The sequence below is a fragment of the Desulfosporosinus sp. FKB genome, assembly GCF_002196705.1.
Taxonomy (GTDB): Bacteria; Bacillota; Desulfitobacteriia; order Desulfitobacteriales; family Desulfitobacteriaceae; genus Desulfosporosinus.
Window position 1 is genome coordinate 46,636 of record NZ_NADJ01000028.1, and the last position, 15,928, is coordinate 62,563.

At 39.0% G+C, this 15,928-nt stretch carries 15 protein-coding genes and 1 riboswitch; of the genes, 3 read left to right on the forward strand and 12 right to left on the reverse strand.

Annotated features, from left to right (window positions below; translation table 11 throughout):
- Window position 1: 1 nt before the first annotated feature.
- The 3 genes from B5Y67_RS08830 to B5Y67_RS08840 are packed head-to-tail and all read right to left on the reverse strand — an operon-like array spanning window position 2 to window position 2,108.
- The gene (locus tag B5Y67_RS08830; protein ID WP_088226085.1) at window positions 2–1,444 is read right to left on the reverse strand and encodes an acetaldehyde dehydrogenase (acetylating); all 1,443 of its coding nucleotides are present in this window, start codon (window positions 1,442–1,444) and stop codon (window positions 2–4) included.
- Window positions 1,445–1,491: 47 nt separating this feature from the next.
- Complete coding sequence (locus tag B5Y67_RS08835) at window positions 1,492–1,782, reverse strand: BMC domain-containing protein (protein ID WP_088226086.1); 291 nt, start codon at window positions 1,780–1,782, stop codon at window positions 1,492–1,494.
- Between the two features lie 29 nt (window positions 1,783–1,811).
- Complete coding sequence (locus tag B5Y67_RS08840) at window positions 1,812–2,108, reverse strand: BMC domain-containing protein (protein ID WP_088226087.1); 297 nt, start codon at window positions 2,106–2,108, stop codon at window positions 1,812–1,814.
- A gap of 600 nt (window positions 2,109–2,708) precedes the next feature.
- Between B5Y67_RS08840 and B5Y67_RS08845 the strand changes: the two genes are divergently transcribed.
- Window positions 2,709–4,772, forward strand: coding sequence for a methyl-accepting chemotaxis protein (locus B5Y67_RS08845; protein ID WP_088226088.1), 2,064 nt, complete (start codon window positions 2,709–2,711; stop codon window positions 4,770–4,772).
- A gap of 420 nt (window positions 4,773–5,192) precedes the next feature.
- On the opposite strand, the gene B5Y67_RS08850 is transcribed toward B5Y67_RS08845, so the two are convergent.
- Both B5Y67_RS08850 and B5Y67_RS08855 read right to left on the reverse strand, forming a co-directional pair.
- On the reverse strand, window positions 5,193–5,852 hold the full coding sequence (locus B5Y67_RS08850) for a flagellar brake domain-containing protein (RefSeq protein ID WP_088226089.1): 660 nt from the start codon (window positions 5,850–5,852) through the stop codon (window positions 5,193–5,195).
- A gap of 653 nt (window positions 5,853–6,505) precedes the next feature.
- A complete protein-coding gene (locus tag B5Y67_RS08855; protein ID WP_047809112.1) occupies window positions 6,506–6,715 on the reverse strand; it encodes a DUF1657 domain-containing protein in 210 nt (69 codons plus the stop codon).
- 405 nt (window positions 6,716–7,120) lie between these two features.
- Here B5Y67_RS08855 and B5Y67_RS08860 point away from each other — a divergent pair, with 405 nt between their 5' ends.
- Window positions 7,121–7,648: a DoxX family protein gene (locus B5Y67_RS08860; protein WP_088226090.1), complete on the forward strand. Its 528-nt coding sequence runs from the start codon at window positions 7,121–7,123 to the stop codon at window positions 7,646–7,648.
- A gap of 134 nt (window positions 7,649–7,782) precedes the next feature.
- On the opposite strand, the gene B5Y67_RS25290 is transcribed toward B5Y67_RS08860, so the two are convergent.
- The 4 genes from B5Y67_RS25290 to B5Y67_RS08875 form a co-directional block, all read right to left on the reverse strand.
- Window positions 7,783–7,923, reverse strand: a complete 141-nt coding sequence (locus B5Y67_RS25290) for a hypothetical protein (protein ID WP_170932638.1) — start codon at window positions 7,921–7,923, stop codon at window positions 7,783–7,785.
- A 97-nt stretch (window positions 7,924–8,020) separates the two neighbouring features.
- On the reverse strand, window positions 8,021–8,167 hold the full coding sequence (locus B5Y67_RS08865) for an aspartyl-phosphate phosphatase Spo0E family protein (RefSeq protein WP_088226091.1): 147 nt from the start codon (window positions 8,165–8,167) through the stop codon (window positions 8,021–8,023).
- Window positions 8,168–8,337: 170 nt separating this feature from the next.
- Window positions 8,338–9,810: a methyl-accepting chemotaxis protein gene (locus B5Y67_RS08870; protein WP_088226092.1), complete on the reverse strand. Its 1,473-nt coding sequence runs from the start codon at window positions 9,808–9,810 to the stop codon at window positions 8,338–8,340.
- Window positions 9,811–9,817: 7 nt separating this feature from the next.
- The gene (locus B5Y67_RS08875) at window positions 9,818–10,615 is read right to left on the reverse strand and encodes an HD-GYP domain-containing protein (RefSeq protein ID WP_088226093.1); all 798 of its coding nucleotides are present in this window, start codon (window positions 10,613–10,615) and stop codon (window positions 9,818–9,820) included.
- A gap of 470 nt (window positions 10,616–11,085) precedes the next feature.
- A riboswitch (Lysine riboswitch) is annotated at window positions 11,086–11,261 on the forward strand.
- Window positions 11,262–11,360: 99 nt separating this feature from the next.
- On the opposite strand from B5Y67_RS08875, the gene B5Y67_RS08880 reads away from it, so the two are divergent.
- Window positions 11,361–12,761, forward strand: coding sequence for an amino acid permease (locus B5Y67_RS08880; RefSeq protein WP_088226094.1), 1,401 nt, complete (start codon window positions 11,361–11,363; stop codon window positions 12,759–12,761).
- A 96-nt stretch (window positions 12,762–12,857) separates the two neighbouring features.
- Here the strand turns inward: B5Y67_RS08880 and B5Y67_RS08885 are convergent, their stop codons facing one another.
- The 3 genes from B5Y67_RS08885 to B5Y67_RS08895 all read right to left on the reverse strand — a co-directional run bounded on the left by B5Y67_RS08885 (window position 12,858) and on the right by B5Y67_RS08895 (window position 15,874).
- The gene (locus B5Y67_RS08885) at window positions 12,858–14,069 is read right to left on the reverse strand and encodes a Bcr/CflA family efflux MFS transporter (RefSeq protein WP_088226095.1); all 1,212 of its coding nucleotides are present in this window, start codon (window positions 14,067–14,069) and stop codon (window positions 12,858–12,860) included.
- A complete protein-coding gene (locus B5Y67_RS08890; RefSeq protein WP_170932639.1) occupies window positions 14,059–14,553 on the reverse strand; it encodes a MarR family winged helix-turn-helix transcriptional regulator in 495 nt (164 codons plus the stop codon). The genes B5Y67_RS08885 and B5Y67_RS08890 overlap by 11 nt, the downstream gene beginning before the upstream one ends.
- Before the next feature lie 373 nt (window positions 14,554–14,926).
- On the reverse strand, window positions 14,927–15,874 hold the full coding sequence (locus tag B5Y67_RS08895) for a sugar kinase (protein ID WP_088226097.1): 948 nt from the start codon (window positions 15,872–15,874) through the stop codon (window positions 14,927–14,929).
- Between the last annotated feature and the right edge of the window lie 54 nt (window positions 15,875–15,928).

Below are 15,928 nucleotides of genomic sequence, written 5' to 3' on the forward strand. Positions count from 1 at the left end.
TTCAACGAGCAGCGAGCTGCTCCAGCAATTTTTCCAGCAGAGCTTTCAAATCCGGTGAAGTTTCTCTTACGTCCTGTGTGATATCTTCTAAAACCCGCACGCCGTAACCAACTTTGCGTATATTAATCAAGTTCATTGGTGAAACATTATCAGAAGTGAAACCGCCGCCGGCTGTACCGCAACCCAATGTCATAGCCGGAAAAAGATTGGTTGTCGCTCCAATACCCCCCAATGTGGCAGGCGTATTGACCAAGAGTCTTGAAACTGGTTTTTTCAGAGCAAACTCTCGAATCACAGTCTCATTGCGAGAATGGATAACAAGGGTATGCCCCCTTCCTTCATTAAGCAACAATTCAATACATTTTTCACAGGCATTAAGCCAATCCTTTTCAACGTAAAAAGCCAGCACAGGGCAGAGTTTTTCTTTCGAGTAGGGATTGGTATCGGACACATATTTCTGTTCGGAAATCAAAACTTTTGTTTCATCAGGAACACGCATCCCGATTTTTTCTGCTATCTCTACAGCCGATTTGCCGACAATTTCCGGATTAATATTGCCATCCGGGGACAGGAAAAACTTGCTGAGCTCTTCTGACTCCCCTTCGGACAGGAAACAAGCCCCATTATTTCTCAGCTCTTGTCTAACTTCCCCTGCAATACATTCCTCGACCACAATTGATTGCTCTGAAGCAGAGATGATGCCATTGTCAAAGGTTCTGCTGGCAATAATGTCTGCCACTGCTTGCTTAATATCAGCAGTACGCTCAATAAATGCCGGTCCATTGCCCGGCCCTCCGTAAATAACGGGTTTTCCCGAAGAATAGGCAGCAGCAACCATTTTAGGTACACCCGTAACCAGAATCAATGCCGTATCTGTATGATTCATCATAGCAACTGTACCCGGTACAGTAACTGTCCTTAAATATCCGATTGCTCCCGAGGGCAAACCGTTAGCTTCGGCCGTCCGTATCAGTATTTCAAGAGTTTTGTTTATGGTCTTTTTGGCCCTGGGATGAGGTGAAAAAACAATCGCATTACCCGATTTAACGGCGATCAAGGCTTTATAGACAGTTGTTGATACCGGATTTGTCGAAGGAGGCAAGGCAACAATAACACCCATGGGAACGCCAATATCCATGGTCTTGTTGACTTTGTCTTCTGCAATGATACCAACAACGTTCATATCTCTGATTTTCTTGAACAGAAAGTCACTGGCAAAGACATTTTTAAGATACTTATCCTGCCATTTCCCAAATCCCGTTTCCTCGGAGGACATCACTGCAAGTTCTCGGGCACAGTTTAAAACTGCCGCAGCCATAGCTCCCACAATCTTATCCAGTTTTTCCTGTGGGAATGCTGCCAAAGACGTTTGTGCTTCCCGCGCATTTTCCACCAGTATCCGGGCTTCTTGGATGGAAAGTAAATCCTGGTCGATCCGATCCATATCCTCGCCTCCTTTCTCTATCCAAATTAAAATCAACGAGCATCAGTTCACCAATCAATAACGTGTTTAGCGACAATCTTTTCAACGTCCGGATGAGGGTTGGCAATAACATTAGTACTATAAATCTTACCTACTCTTTCGGCTGCTTTAACGCCGGCCTCAACCGCAGTTCTTACAGCCCCAACATCACCACGAACTACCACAGAAATTAATCCGGAGGCTACATTCTCATATCCAACCAGTTCTACGTCTGCTGCCTTGCACATCGCATCTGCAGCCTCAAGTATCGATACAAGTCCATAGGTCTCTATAAATCCCAAGGCATCATTTCTCTCCATGCAATTCCCCTTTTTCAAAGTAATTCATGTCAGTTATCAATATCATGCCGGGAAACAATTTTCCCTACTCGGCTTACGGGGCGCGGGATAACATGTGCAGCAACCATTTCGCCAATGGCAGCTGCCGCTGCTGCCCCTTTTTCCACAGCAGACCTTACTGCGGCAACATCACCTTTCACCATGACGGTAACAAGACCTGAACCCATATTTTCGTAAGAAACAAGAACAACATTGGCAGTTTTACACATGACATCCACAGCTTGAATGGCCGGGACCATCCCTCTTGTTTCGACAAGACCCAAGGCTTCTTCTCCGAAATATTCCATGGAACTACTCCTCATTCAAATATGCAGAAACCTTCCAAAGGTTTTATCCGCTCTTACTAATGCACTGTTCAAATTACAAATCAAGTCTCAATTCCTGAGTTTTCACGTTTCACGAGTTTAAAAAAGACGATTACTCTTATTTTCAATGACTTTGAATCGACAGCATTCTTTGCAGATAATTATATTACCTCTTCATAAAACTGTAATATACCAAACAGCTATAGGGGATATAAAGAAGACGTAATATGCTAATTCACTTAAAGATTTACCGTATAATAGCTTGCATAATATATAAACGCTCGTCTTTGCCGGAATAAGCTTATTCAGCAGCTTAATGACCGGCGAACTAACGTTTTATAAGCTTTAAATAAAGCTTTATTTAAAGCTTTATTTAAAGTTTTATAAAGTTTTATTTAAAGCTTATATAAAGTTTTAAATAAGATTTTCCGATGATATCAGTGATCAAGTATGAGGTGCCGTTAATTTCGAAATAACATAGATTTAGGAAATTTATATTGAATTTTGCTGAAGATTAGGGTATTGTGTTTCATAACACAAGCATAAGATCTTTGCAAAATAATGTAGAAAGAGGGTTCATGGATGAAATTTAAAAGTATCCAATCTAGGTTTCTAGTGATCTCTTTATCAATTATTATTGTTGCACTAGCAACAGTTGGCACTATAGCCAGTTATGAAGTGACAACCCAGGCAAAAAGTGATTATTTTAACAATTCCAATGAACAAATGAAGATCGCCGCAAATTCAATTCAAATCTTCTATGACCGGATTGATAAAGACATCAATATGATGGCCTCTAATCCCTTAGTCATGCAAGCAAATGACGGAACTATCACCTCATATGCCAACAACAATCAACAGGTTAACATGACACCTTCAAAAAACGGAGGTTTGGAGCAACAAATTTATGAAGTTTTTGATCAGTACGCCAAAAGTCATCCTGGAACAATGTATGTGTATTTCGGCACAAAAAATGGTGCTTACCTCCAATGGCCTGAAACAAGCATTTCGGCTAAATTTAATCCTCCTGAAAAAGGCTGGTATAAAACCGGTTTAAGCGGCAATGGGGCTATCGTGAGAACAGCACCCTATGTGGATGGCATTTCCCATCAAATGATTACCAGCAACGTCAGGTCCTTTACTGATGCTAATGGAAACCTCATTGGCACAATAGGAATTGACGTTCAGCAATCCGTTATCAGCAGCATGTTAAGTTCCATGAAACCTGGCAAAACAGGATATTACATGATAGTTCACAACACAGGAGTTATTTTAGCTGATGGAAATAATGCCAAAAATAATTTCAAAACATTAGCTGACGTTAAAATACCGGGCTTGCAAAATCTTCTCGCCAAAGACTTAAAACCCTTTGATGTCAATATTAATGGTATGAATTACATAGTTAATCCCTATAAAGTTAGTGGAACCGACTGGATTTTAGCGTCATTTATGGCAGACAGCGAATTAAATCAAGGCGCCAAAAAAATATCGTTTATGGTTTTAAGTATTTCTGTCATTATGCTCCTGATCACAATATTGTTAATCACTATAACTACAAAACGAATAACTACCCCTATCATAAAGTCCGCGGAGTATTTGGAAATTGTTTCGGGTGGAGACTTTACTCGGGATATTAATCCTAAATATCTGGCTCGATCCGATGAAATTGGCTCAATCACTAATGCTATAAACGATATGAAAAATTCCATCAAACATTTGATCAATAGTATTCGGGATGAATCTTCTGTAATTGAACAAGAAGTCCAGGATGTCATGAATAACGTGATTGACTTAGCTGAAAACTTTGAAGAAATATCGTCTACAACTGAAGAATTAGCGGCAAGTATGGAAGAAACATCGGCATCTTCAGAAGAAATGGCGGCAACTTCACAAGAAATACAAAAATCCGTACAGTTAATTGCTCAAAAATCTCAAGAAGGTGCTCTTTCTGCAGGAAAAATTGCCGAAAGAGCGGAAGATACAAAACAAAATGTTGATACCGCCCAACAAAAAGCCTACAATGTATTTTCAGAAACCAAGGAAACATTGGAACAGGCAATCATCGAATCGAAGGTTGTTGATCAAATTAACCTGTTAACCCAATCCATTATGCAAATAACCGAACAAACCAACTTGCTTGCCTTAAATGCTGCGATTGAAGCTGCCAGGGCCGGTGAAGCGGGCAGAGGTTTCTCGGTGGTATCTGACGAGATAAGAAAACTTGCCGAGCAATCAAAAGGCGCCGTCATGGAAATACAGGAGGTGACTACGAAAGTCACAAACTCTGTTAACAATCTCTCGAGTAATTCTGATAATTTACTTGCCTACGTTTCTGACGACGTAGCTAACGATTATAAGGTTATGCTCAATGTAGCTGGAAAATATAAAGAAGATGCCAACTTTGTAGACGAACTCGTTACTGAATTCAGCGCAACATCTAAGGAGCTTATGAATTCGATACAAAATATCTTAGCTGCAATAGATGGAATTGCTAATGCTGCCAATGAAGGGGCTATCGGAATCACCAATATCGCAAATCGAGCCGCTGAAGTAAAAAGCAAGTCTGATGAAGTCAAACAACAAGTATTTAGGACTAAAGAAAGCACAAACAAATTAAAAGAAGAAATTAAGAAATTCCAATTCTAAAGACATTTGAATTTATTCCTATTACCGCATATCAATCCCCATTCAAGTTTTACCGTTTCTAATTCCTTGAAGATAAATGGTCTAAAATTCTCTTCTCCCCTAATTATTCCATTTCCCGCAAACGTTAAAAACCGCCAGAAATCTCAAACGGTTTCTGGCGGTTTCTTTTACTGTTTTACACGGTCTCTAACTTTTTAATAACTAATATACTGAAGATTGATTACTGGAATTCTGACTACAGATTGAACTCCATCGATTGGATTTCCAACCCATTCGCTCGAATCAGTACCGACAATGACTATTGCATTCCTTTCTTTTTAGTATATAGTATGAATCTTGTCCCAAAAGGTGACAAACCTTATAATGATAATCCCCCCAAAAATCAAAACCACCCATTGAAAAAACAATGAGTGATTTTGATTATTCTAATCCTTTCTTACGCATCGTTCTTTGTTTTTCAAAAACACAGCGGATGATCCGATCTCGACTTCGCTCCGATATTTCTATAAATTCTGCCGAGACACAATATCGTTGTGGATTTCTATCCTCAATCTCTTCAATTCGAAGAACACGAACCTTAGTTTGCATACGTCCATCGGTTAATTCTAAAGAAACATCGAGAATAGATTGATCCTCCACCGGATTCTCCGTTAAAAAGCGTAGCCCGCCGCCGCTAAAATCCAGCATAGTTCCTTTTAAGTGATCACTAAGCCCTTCAAGAGTTACTCTTTGAAAGATGAAAGGGTAAATAGCTGTAACTCGGGCATAATTACGCCTCTGAATCTTTACAATAGTTTCCGGCAACTCTAAAAGAAGCATATGAATTGGAACCGCTATTTTTTGTTTGATCTTAGTTGAAAAGGAATAGGCAGATACTTCATCCCAAAATATTAGTTTTAAGTTCGTCCCTATACGTAAGGGAACAAGATTACTCTTTTCAAAAGGTGTACCCACTGCTATGAATGTTTCTCCCACTTCTTCAATGCGAGTCCGATATTTTCCGGTATACTCACCTTCAGGGACGACAAGATCAACTCGGAGTCCTGGAAAAAGTTTCCTCTGAAATTGACTAATATTCAATCGCCACCTTTTTTAATAGTCGCCTCTCGAGACCCTTTTCAATAAGTATTCCACATATTTACTATATTTCCTCTATAAGGTCTGAATAATCGTTATAAAAAGCCAGAGCTTTTAACTCTGGCACTTTATATTCCTGCTAATAATAGGAGAGCTTTCAATAGGTCCTATTTGCGCGACGAGCTGATAAACTCATTTGAAGGTTATTTCTTAAAATAACTTCAAATTTCATTATCGTTTTCTCACTCCTATTTTCCTTGATCTTCTCCCATCGACATTCATCGATCATAACATAACTACAGGTGTTTCTTTCATAGCAAAATTTACACTGACATTCTCTTCCTTGACACTCACGGCATTGACAATTCATTAGTTTCATCTCCAAAAATTTGATTAGCAATAAATACTAGTGATTTCATTCACAAAAAAGGTTCTATACTTTTCTCAAAATTTTTATTATTAAGTAAATATTAGCCCCAAAAATTTTTACTGTCTAGAGAATGGCACTATCTTATCAATTAAATATCCGGATAACTGGATATCCGTATATTCTCCTAATCTATTTGTTTGAAGCTCAAAAAAATAAGCCGCTCAAATTATGCGGCTTATATCTCTGCGAACCCTATAGGAGTCTTACGATTTGATCAAGTCTATTTTTAACTTAGGGGCTTGTTCATGCTGTTATTCTGAGTTACATAGGCTAAACGCCCTCTAAGTTGGGTAACATGACGCTGCATGTCACTCGACATCTCCTTAAACATCTGTTTAGCTGATTCATCCAAAGTTGAGGTAGAGAAGGTTTCGTAGGTTCCTAGTGCCGATTGTGCCGCAGCTACAGCCTTTTCTAAATCTGCTTGAACAGTCATAGATTAATCCCTCCTAATCATTTGAAATTATTATGTGCAGTTGTTCTTTCATTTACTCAAAAAACATATGGACGAAATTGTATTTCTTAGAAGTTTCTTTCACTTGTATCAGATTTAAGCTGAATTATGATGCAGAATTGTACATTTTGTTTTAAATTTATTAAATATTTGATAGGTTTATTATTTAATAGCAAAACAATTAACATCTTATTTGTGAATCTTTTTTCTTATTAATATCAAAAACTTTCAAACACCACTCCATTAATATATTGATAGTTAAATCAAGCTTAGATCTAATTTATGATTTTGTTTTTTTGCAATAATTAATGTATTGATTGGGTTTTTATTTTATGATAGTATGGTCAAGTTGAATTTTAAGTTATTAGGTAAGGAGGCCTTCATAAAATGAACTCATACGTTGATGCTGTTAAAAATGAAATGCGCGATTGGAAAAAGACTATTTTTGTTATTATCTTCACAGTTGCTCGGCTTATTTATGGTTTTGCTTGGGTTCAAGCAGGTTTGGAAAAAGCGACTTCAGGCTGGCTTAACTTTGCCGGAGGGCACGCAAAGGGGCTTATAGCAGGAATGGCTGCCAACATGCTGCCACCTAAAGCTCATGGTTTTGATCCTCTTTATATCAATAAATTATGGGCATGGGTTGCAGTTCACATCTTTAATGGTATGCCTGGTGTAACAGATTTCTTAGTCCCTATCTGCGAAATGGCCGTTGGTATTGGTATGATCATCGGCTTCAGACTCTTATGGGTTGCACTTCTTGGACTCTTCCTCAATGTACAGTTTATTACCGCTGGTTCCGGCAACAACTTTGGCTATATTTGGACAAATATTATTGTCATGAATTTTGCCAAATACTTTGAGTTAATTGGTTTAAGCGGATATCTCAAGTTTAAAAAAGAACAAAGATCCTAAAATAAGCAACGGCAAAAGGGATCATCAAAAACTCTAAAGAAGTTTTTGATGATCCCTGCTTTTTCAGTCTTCATAAAACAATGTTCCTGATATCCCTTTTCATTAGTTCATTCAAAGGAAGATATCAAGGAATTTTAAACCAACTGATCTAGCCACTGAAAATATTCGTTCTCTAATTGGCCAAGCGTATACTCATTTCTCGCATCTTTGAGTTGCTTATTAAGGCTGCATTTATCCGCATCACGAAGCAAAACGATTCTCATAGGTGCATCCACAAGTACTCCCCCTTATTACATTTTTAGGATTAACATGTCAACTGTAATCCAAAGGAAAACACGAGTAGTACCCATACCGCTGTAAAATCCCCTCAATTTACAGGCTGTTGTAAATATTAAGTAATGAATCGAGCCTCTGGCTAACTTGAATAACTTCTGGGTCAACAAGCGGCTTTTTCAGTCCAAGAACATTTAAGTGCTCTCGCAAAGTTTCAATCATCTGAAGTATTTCAACACGGCTCATTACTATCTCACTCCAAAAACCAGTTTACAACATTACCTCAACACAAATGCTATTATATTCCAAATGTGGATCAGAATCAATTAAATCCGTTAAAAATTTACTCGTTCTCAGTTTTTCCCAGCTTTTTATTTTAAAAACTATTTCAAGTTCCTCTGGCTCATAGACTATAACTAATTATCACTTGCATTTTCAAGATTGTTAAAAAGAGTATAAATTTCTTCAAAGCTTTTCGTGATATGATTTATTCTTTGATTTTGTTCGTTTAAATTCGTTAACACCCCTTCGACTGAAGCCGTGTTTTCTTGGGATATAGCTGAGATTGATGATATTTCATTGATAATTCCTGCTGAAGACTGCTGAAAATCCTTGACTAGCCGATCTACAACTTTAGCATGGTCTGCTAACTTTTCAGTATTAGAGTTAATTGCAGCAAAAACACCTTTAATTTCTTCTGTTAGCCTTGAACTTGAACCAGAAGCCACGGCGATATTGTCAATCATTTTTCTTACCGCTTCAGATTTTAACTGAATACTCTCCAAAAATCCCGATATCTGTTTAATAGATTCTTTTGAACTGGCCGCGAGTTTTCTTATTTCATCGGCTACAACTGCAAAACCTTTTCCCTGTTCACCGGCACGAGCAGCTTCGATAGCCGCATTTAATGAAAGTAGATTAGTTTGTTCTGTAATCCCATTAATTAACTCAAGTATATTCCCAATATTCTCTGTCTCTTTACTTAAGGAACTCATTAAATTAACCGCTTCATCAACAATACTATTAGCGGTTCTCATACTGCTTTCAAACTGATCAACCTTAATTACACCGTCTCGATTAACCTCAACCGTTAAATCTGTAAGATTTTTCATATTATCGGATGCATTTGCTAAACTATCAATTGAATCGCTGTTAGAATGGATCAAATTTGTTATATCAACAACATTCTCGGATACAGAGTTAATGCTGGAGGCGATTTCGGTAAATATATTAGTAACCTCGGAGGATATAGTATCTGTCGTTTCAATATCTTGCTTAAGTTTTATATTCAGGGTCTTGAGAGTATGTATTACTTTCTTTATTTCGGCCATAATTGTTTCTAATTTATCGTTATATTTTGTGGCCTTTTTGTGAGTTTCCAGCATAGTTAGACGTAAACTCTTGCTAAATTTAGTCTGAATTAATAAAAAGGCAATAACGAGTAACATAAAAATCATAACCGGCATAAAGGTTTGAAACCCGAAACTCTTGAATACTGAATCCTTAAATTCCAAGAACGCAGCTACGGAACCCGTAAAATTAAAGAAACCTGTTATTAAGATTACTCTCCATTCTTCATAAAAAGAAAGCATAACAATATAATAAAAGGCAACAAAAAAGTTCACAACACTAGGAAAACTAATAAAATTCATAAAGTTCATGACACCATAGGAAAGTGCAACGATAAACATTGTTTGACTTACTAAATACCTTTTCCAGTAAAATACCAGCATGACTAAATTCAGAACTGCCATTGGAACTATCACGGCTATTGATTGGTTGAGGGGCAAATTTCCTCCCACAATCGATATAAAGCTTAATAACGTCGTTAACAATGATAAACCAATAAACAACTTATTTCTTCTCTGCAGTACTTCTATCAAATCCATCGTTTAATCACCTTTCTAATAGCTTATTTTTCGTTGGCAGATTACTAGATGACTCCGCCTGCTGACGGAGAATTGCAAGTTCCTCATCGTTTATATTCATAAAAATATGGGTAATTTTTGGTTCAATCTGTCTCCCAGATACACGAGACAATTCTTTTTTTGCCTCTTTAAACGACATTGCTTTACGATAGGGACGGTCTGACGTCATGGCATCAAAAGCATCTACAACTGAGAAAATTCTAGCCCCTAAAGGAATTTCTTCCTCCTGAAGACCCTTTGGGTAACCGGTACCGTCCCAATGTTCATGGTGAGCAAGAACTATCTCCCGAGCTTGTCCCAGAAATCCCAGATTTCGAAGTATATCATAACCAATTTGAGGATGTCGTTTAACCACCTGCATTTCTTCTTCTGTAAGAGGTCCTGGCTTATGTAAGATAGCATCTGGAAGACCTATCTTGCCAATATCATGGAGTAGAGAACCCCAGCGCAGAAACCGAATTTCATAAGCATCCATTCCAAGTCTTACTGCAAGATGTCCGGCATACATCGAAACCCTTCTTGCGTGAGCTTCGGTCTCATCGTCGCGGGCTTCTAAAGCCTTGGTCATTGCCAACAGCACTTCTTCACGTAATGACATATTATTCAGGGCACTTCCGGCTATCAGAGCCATTGTTCCTAGGGCTTTACGACTGCTCTCTGATGGCCTATAGGTACAGCCCGGATTTATGAGTCCCAGAATCTGGTTTTCATATCGAAGTGGAACTGGAATAAACCAATAATTATCATTACGCTGCTTAACGAGCACTTTAAATCTCTCCTTTCCTAAAAGCAGAATCTCCGAACCCCTATTAAGATGCTACTACTTCAAAATGAATTCACGCTGAATCACAACTGAAGATTGTCTGAAAATCCTATCGCATAATACGTTTTTAAATTATATTGTTTTATTTTGTCGTAATTAGTTATAATACTGTGATTCAGGCATGATTGGTTACCCAGATTGCTTCTTTAATTCAAGCTAATTGTCTCGGCTTGGAACGCATTTTGTGATATTCCAATACATCACAAAAAGCCCAGTTTTTACTGGGCTTTACCATCCTAGTCTAAGATTCGATTGAGGTTCATTTTCAATCAGCGTTCAATTAATCACGTGAGACTCAGCACTATGCTAAAGTCCATAAACTTACAGTTCAAATGAACAGAATATTCATTGACAAGAGGGCTTATCCCGGTTACGATACTAAAGGATCAACTTATAATTTCAGAGAACTATAATTTCAAGGTAGAGGCGCGGTCCTCAAGAGTAAAGTCGTCTTAGTTTAGGGAAATATTATGACTTGAAAGGGAGTATCGCCGAAGTGTGTGAGATAATACCCAAAAACTCACATGCTGGTTATGTATTCGAAAGGAACATAACTGTCACAAGCATCTTGTGGAGAGCTACCTGCTTCGGCGATATACCTTCTAAACATGGTAAGCCCTTAAGCAGTACATAGATAGCTTTAAGGGCTTACTTTTATTTGCCTTTAAAAAAAGTATGGAGGATTAATATGAATGACAAAAAGCTAGGGTTTTGGTTATTAACCGCACTTGTTACTGGAAACATGGTTGGATCGGCAATTTTTATGCTTCCACAATCTCTCTCCAACGTCGGCTCCCCTGCAGGTGTATTGCTTGCCTGGCTGTTCACCGGCCTTGGGGTTTTAATGCTGGCCCATGTATATGGTCAACTGTCGGATTTCAAGCCTGAATTAATCGGTGGCCCGCCCAGTTATACACGAGAATTATTTGGCGGCAAAAGCAAGCTGGGACAAATTATGGGATTCGAAATTTCATGGGGCTATTGGACCTCAAATTCACCTGGAAATGCTGCAATTCTTATTACACTTGTTGGTTATTTAACGTATTTCCTGCCTATTTTACAATCTAAAACAATTCTCTTTTCCCTGGGCAGTTTTAATGTTCAGATAGGTAATTTCCTCTCTTTTGCTATTGCTTCAGCGGTACTTTGGTTTGTTCATTATCTTATGTTCAAAGGAACCTATGCTGCCAGCAAAATTAACTTCTTTGCTACTGTGACTAAAATCCTAGGCTTTATCTTTTTTATAATAATTGCTCTTTCCATCTTCGATGTAACCTATCTCCATCCGTTTATTGCGGAAAAGACGCTTAAATCGGGCGAAACAATCGGACTTTTTCAGCAAATGAATCAAGGAGCTATTCTTACGCTCTGGGCCTTCGTTGGTGTAGAATCTGCGGTCTGGCTATCCGGACGTGCCAAGAGACTACAAGATGTTAAATGGGCAACACTTACCGGCTTGATCATCGCCTTAGCTATTTACCTTCTTATTACCTTCTTAGCAATGGGGGCATTGCCAGCCAAAGAGTTGATGGTTGCCGATAAGCCTTTAGTTGACGTCTTAACGAAAATTATTGGCTCAAAGGGTTCCTTTATCATGGCAGCTCTCGGAGTTCTTTCTATGCTCGGGGCAACGGTTGGCTGGATATTACTAAGTGTTGAGGTCCCATATCAATCCGCTCGCCTTAATCTCTTTCCTCACTGGTTCGTGAAAGAAAATAAAAATGGGGCACCCTACCGGGCTGCCTGGATAACAAACGCCCTTACCCAATTATTCCTGCTCTCAATGATTTCTGATACTATTGCCAATGCATTTAACGAAATGATTATTATTGCCACACTTGCAAATTTAGTTCCTTACCTTTTCTCCGGCATTTATTCTTTGGTAGTAGTTTTAAAAGGAGAGAACTACGAAAAAATTAATTTATGGAAACGTTTACTGGACGGAACAATGGCTCTGGGAGCCTCTCTTTATTCTTTCTGGGTTTTGAAATCCGGCTTAAGCGATTTAAAAACTTTAGTCCTTGGCATGTTGCTCATCGTATCCGGGTTGATTCTTGTCCCTTTGCTGCCGAAGCATGTAAATCCTTAAGAAGCGGAAGTGAACTCGTCCAGCTAAAGCTGAACATTAATAAATAGCCTAAAACAAAAGCAGGGTTTATCGTTTGAGAGCGATAAACCCTGCTTCTTAATCGGCGGTTGCTTGTTTTAAATATGGCCTGCTGGAGAGATATAGCCAAACTGCCCCGCAGATCAAGCCCAAAATAATGTTCAAATCTCCAATGACAGCAATTTGATTATTCGAACTCAGAGAGACAATACCCATGCCGACGCTTCCCATAACTGTAGCAAAGGAACCCATGAGTGATGAGACGGAACCTGTGTCTCCCTGTTGCTGTTCCAACATCAGAAATGCACTCGGCGGACGCATGGCACTCCCAGAAACGGTGGAGAGTACTAAGGTAACAGCAAAGAGCAGCGGTGAATAGCTGCCAATAAGACTGATAAGAAAACCACTGGCGATTATTAAAGCAAAACAAGCGTTAATAATTGTGATACGGCTGAAATGGTTTGATAAACGGATATAAATGAGGGGACCAAACAACATTCCCAGGGCATTAAAAGCAAAGTAGTAACTATAGACCTGGCTGCTTAGATGAAAATTTTCCTGATAGATGTAGGATGATGCAGTAATAAAGGCTAGGGCAGGTATACTCATCATTGAAAAGATAATAAGAAGTGACGTGAATCTCCTGTTGCGAAGGACGACTCCGAGTCGGCCAATGGTCCTCATCAGGGAAGCAGAACCTTTCTCAACAATTGTTTCCTGTAAAGCTAAAGAACCGGCCAGAGCAGAAATACCTATTAGCGCTTGAACCACAAAAACTCCCCGCCAAGACGTTACATTCAACAAGAATGATCCAACTACTGGGGCCACAGCCGGAGAAATTACTACCATCGACTGAACCACAGCCAAAACAGATTCTCGTTTTCTGCCGCTATAAACATCTTTGACTAATGCCGTGGCAACACTGGAAGCAGCTCCTCCGCCAAATGCCTGTAAAGCCCTAAAAGCGATCAGTAAATAGACGCTTGATGATAAGGAACAGAGAAGACTGGCAGCCGTGTAAATGGCGAGACCAATTAATACTATGGGTTTTCGACCATGCTTATCGCTTAATGGCCCCCAGAACAGGGTGCCAAAACCAAAGAAAATGAAGAACATTATTAAGGTGAGATTAATGATTGACTGAGACACGCGGAAATATTCTGTCATAGTAGGCAAAGCAGGAAGATATACATCCATTGAAAGGGGAATGAAAGCACTAAGAACTGCAATTAGGACAATCATTCCCTTATCACCAAGGTATTTCTGCTTTTTTAGTTCGTTAATTTCCATCGTTCGTTCTACGCTCCTTTTTAAATTGAGCTGGAGGGTGAGCCCCTATAGATTCAAGATTATTAATCATACGGCAGTAAAATTGTTTCATTTGTTCCCGTTCAGTTTCTGTAAACCCCTTCAGCATCGCATGATCAACTTTATTGAATGCATTTTCGCATTCTTCAATGTAAGCTAATCCCTTTTCTGAAAGCTTGATCAGATTGCGCCTTGTATCTTTTTCATCGGGATACTGATAGATTAGCCCGGATTTTTTCATACGCTTGATAGATATTGCAATAGTAGGTGGACTAATTCCAATGATTTCAGCCAGTTCCTTTTGCGATGCTGCCATATTATTCATTTCGTTCTTAAGCACAAATAAAATCTGCGGGTTACTTACTTCGCCAATCCCTCTCTTTACGATTTCTTCTTTCAAACAATTATGGTGCATGCGGTCAAATACAGGGAATAACCATTCCAGTGAATTAAATTTAAATCCCAAAAAAGTTCTCTCCCAGCACATATAGTTTTACAGCTAATAGTTAGTCGACTAACAATAATAGTAGCTATTTTTCTTCCTTCTGTCAATATACTTTTGGTCTGCCATAGTGTGTATTTAATCATCATAAATAAAATCCCGGGCCTTAAAAGCCCAGGACTAAAATTGCAGACGTTCAACAATTCCTTTGGAATCTACTGAGTGATTGTTATTATCTAATTCGCACATAGAATCCGTCCTTTATTCCTCTACGACTGATTCTATTATACAAGAGTATTTTACCAAATACTATAGAATTTTGTGAATTGTGAATGTGCGCATGGCGATTCATCCCCTCCCTGAAGAGGAAGGGGACTTCTGCAAGAAAGGTTAAATTTTACCTCTCGATACCTTGTTTTTCGCCTATAAACTCTAAAAGCTGCTCAAGATACGGGTACCCTTCCGAGTCTCCTGGAACCAAAGTGGCCATAGCTCCTACCCCATTGGCATATTTGCCGCTTCTTTCCAAACTTTCATTTCTCAGGATTCCCGCTAAAAGGCCTGCTGCGAACCCATCCCCTGCTCCCACGGTATCGATAACGTTTGCAACGCTGTATCCGGGAACAAACAGTTCTTCAGATTGATGACGTAAATAGCAGCCTTTCGGGCCCAATTTTATGGCAACAATTGTACTTCCTTGAGAGGAGAAGTAATCCGCAACCTTATCAATATCCTTTATTCCCAGAAGAAGCTCTGCCTCATCAATACCCGGCATAATAATATCTGCATAGCGGGCAAGTTCTAAGATTTGCTGCCGGGCTTCCTTGATGTTCCATAGTTTTAATCTTAAGTTAGGGTCAAAGGAGACTAATACTCCATTAGCTTTGGCGATCTTCACCGCGGCAAAGACTGCTTCAGAAGCCTTAGGAGAAAGAGCAGGGGTTATTCCTGTAATATGCAGAACTTTGGCTTGCTTTATATACTCTTCATCAATATCTTCAGCCCCAAAGGTACTGGCTGCTGAGTTTTTGCGATAATAATAGACATTGGGATTCGCATGTTGATAGTTTTCCTTAAACAATAACCCGGTACTGAGGTCTTTTTCGAAAGTTACACGTGAAACATCAACACCTTCCGCCCGAATTGAATTTACAATATAGCGTCCAAATTCATCATCGCCTACCTTAGAAAACCAACCGACGGAAAGCCCAAGTCTGGCAAGGGCTATAATTAAATTCGACTCGGCCCCGCCCAAAGATTTACTAAAACGATTTACATATCGTAAAGGTCCGGAGCTTTCCGGACTAAGGACAACCATGGATTCACCGAAGCTGACAACATCCATTGTTATTTTGCCACCTCAATATCTGGCATTTTACGTTTAAACTGTCTAAGCTAT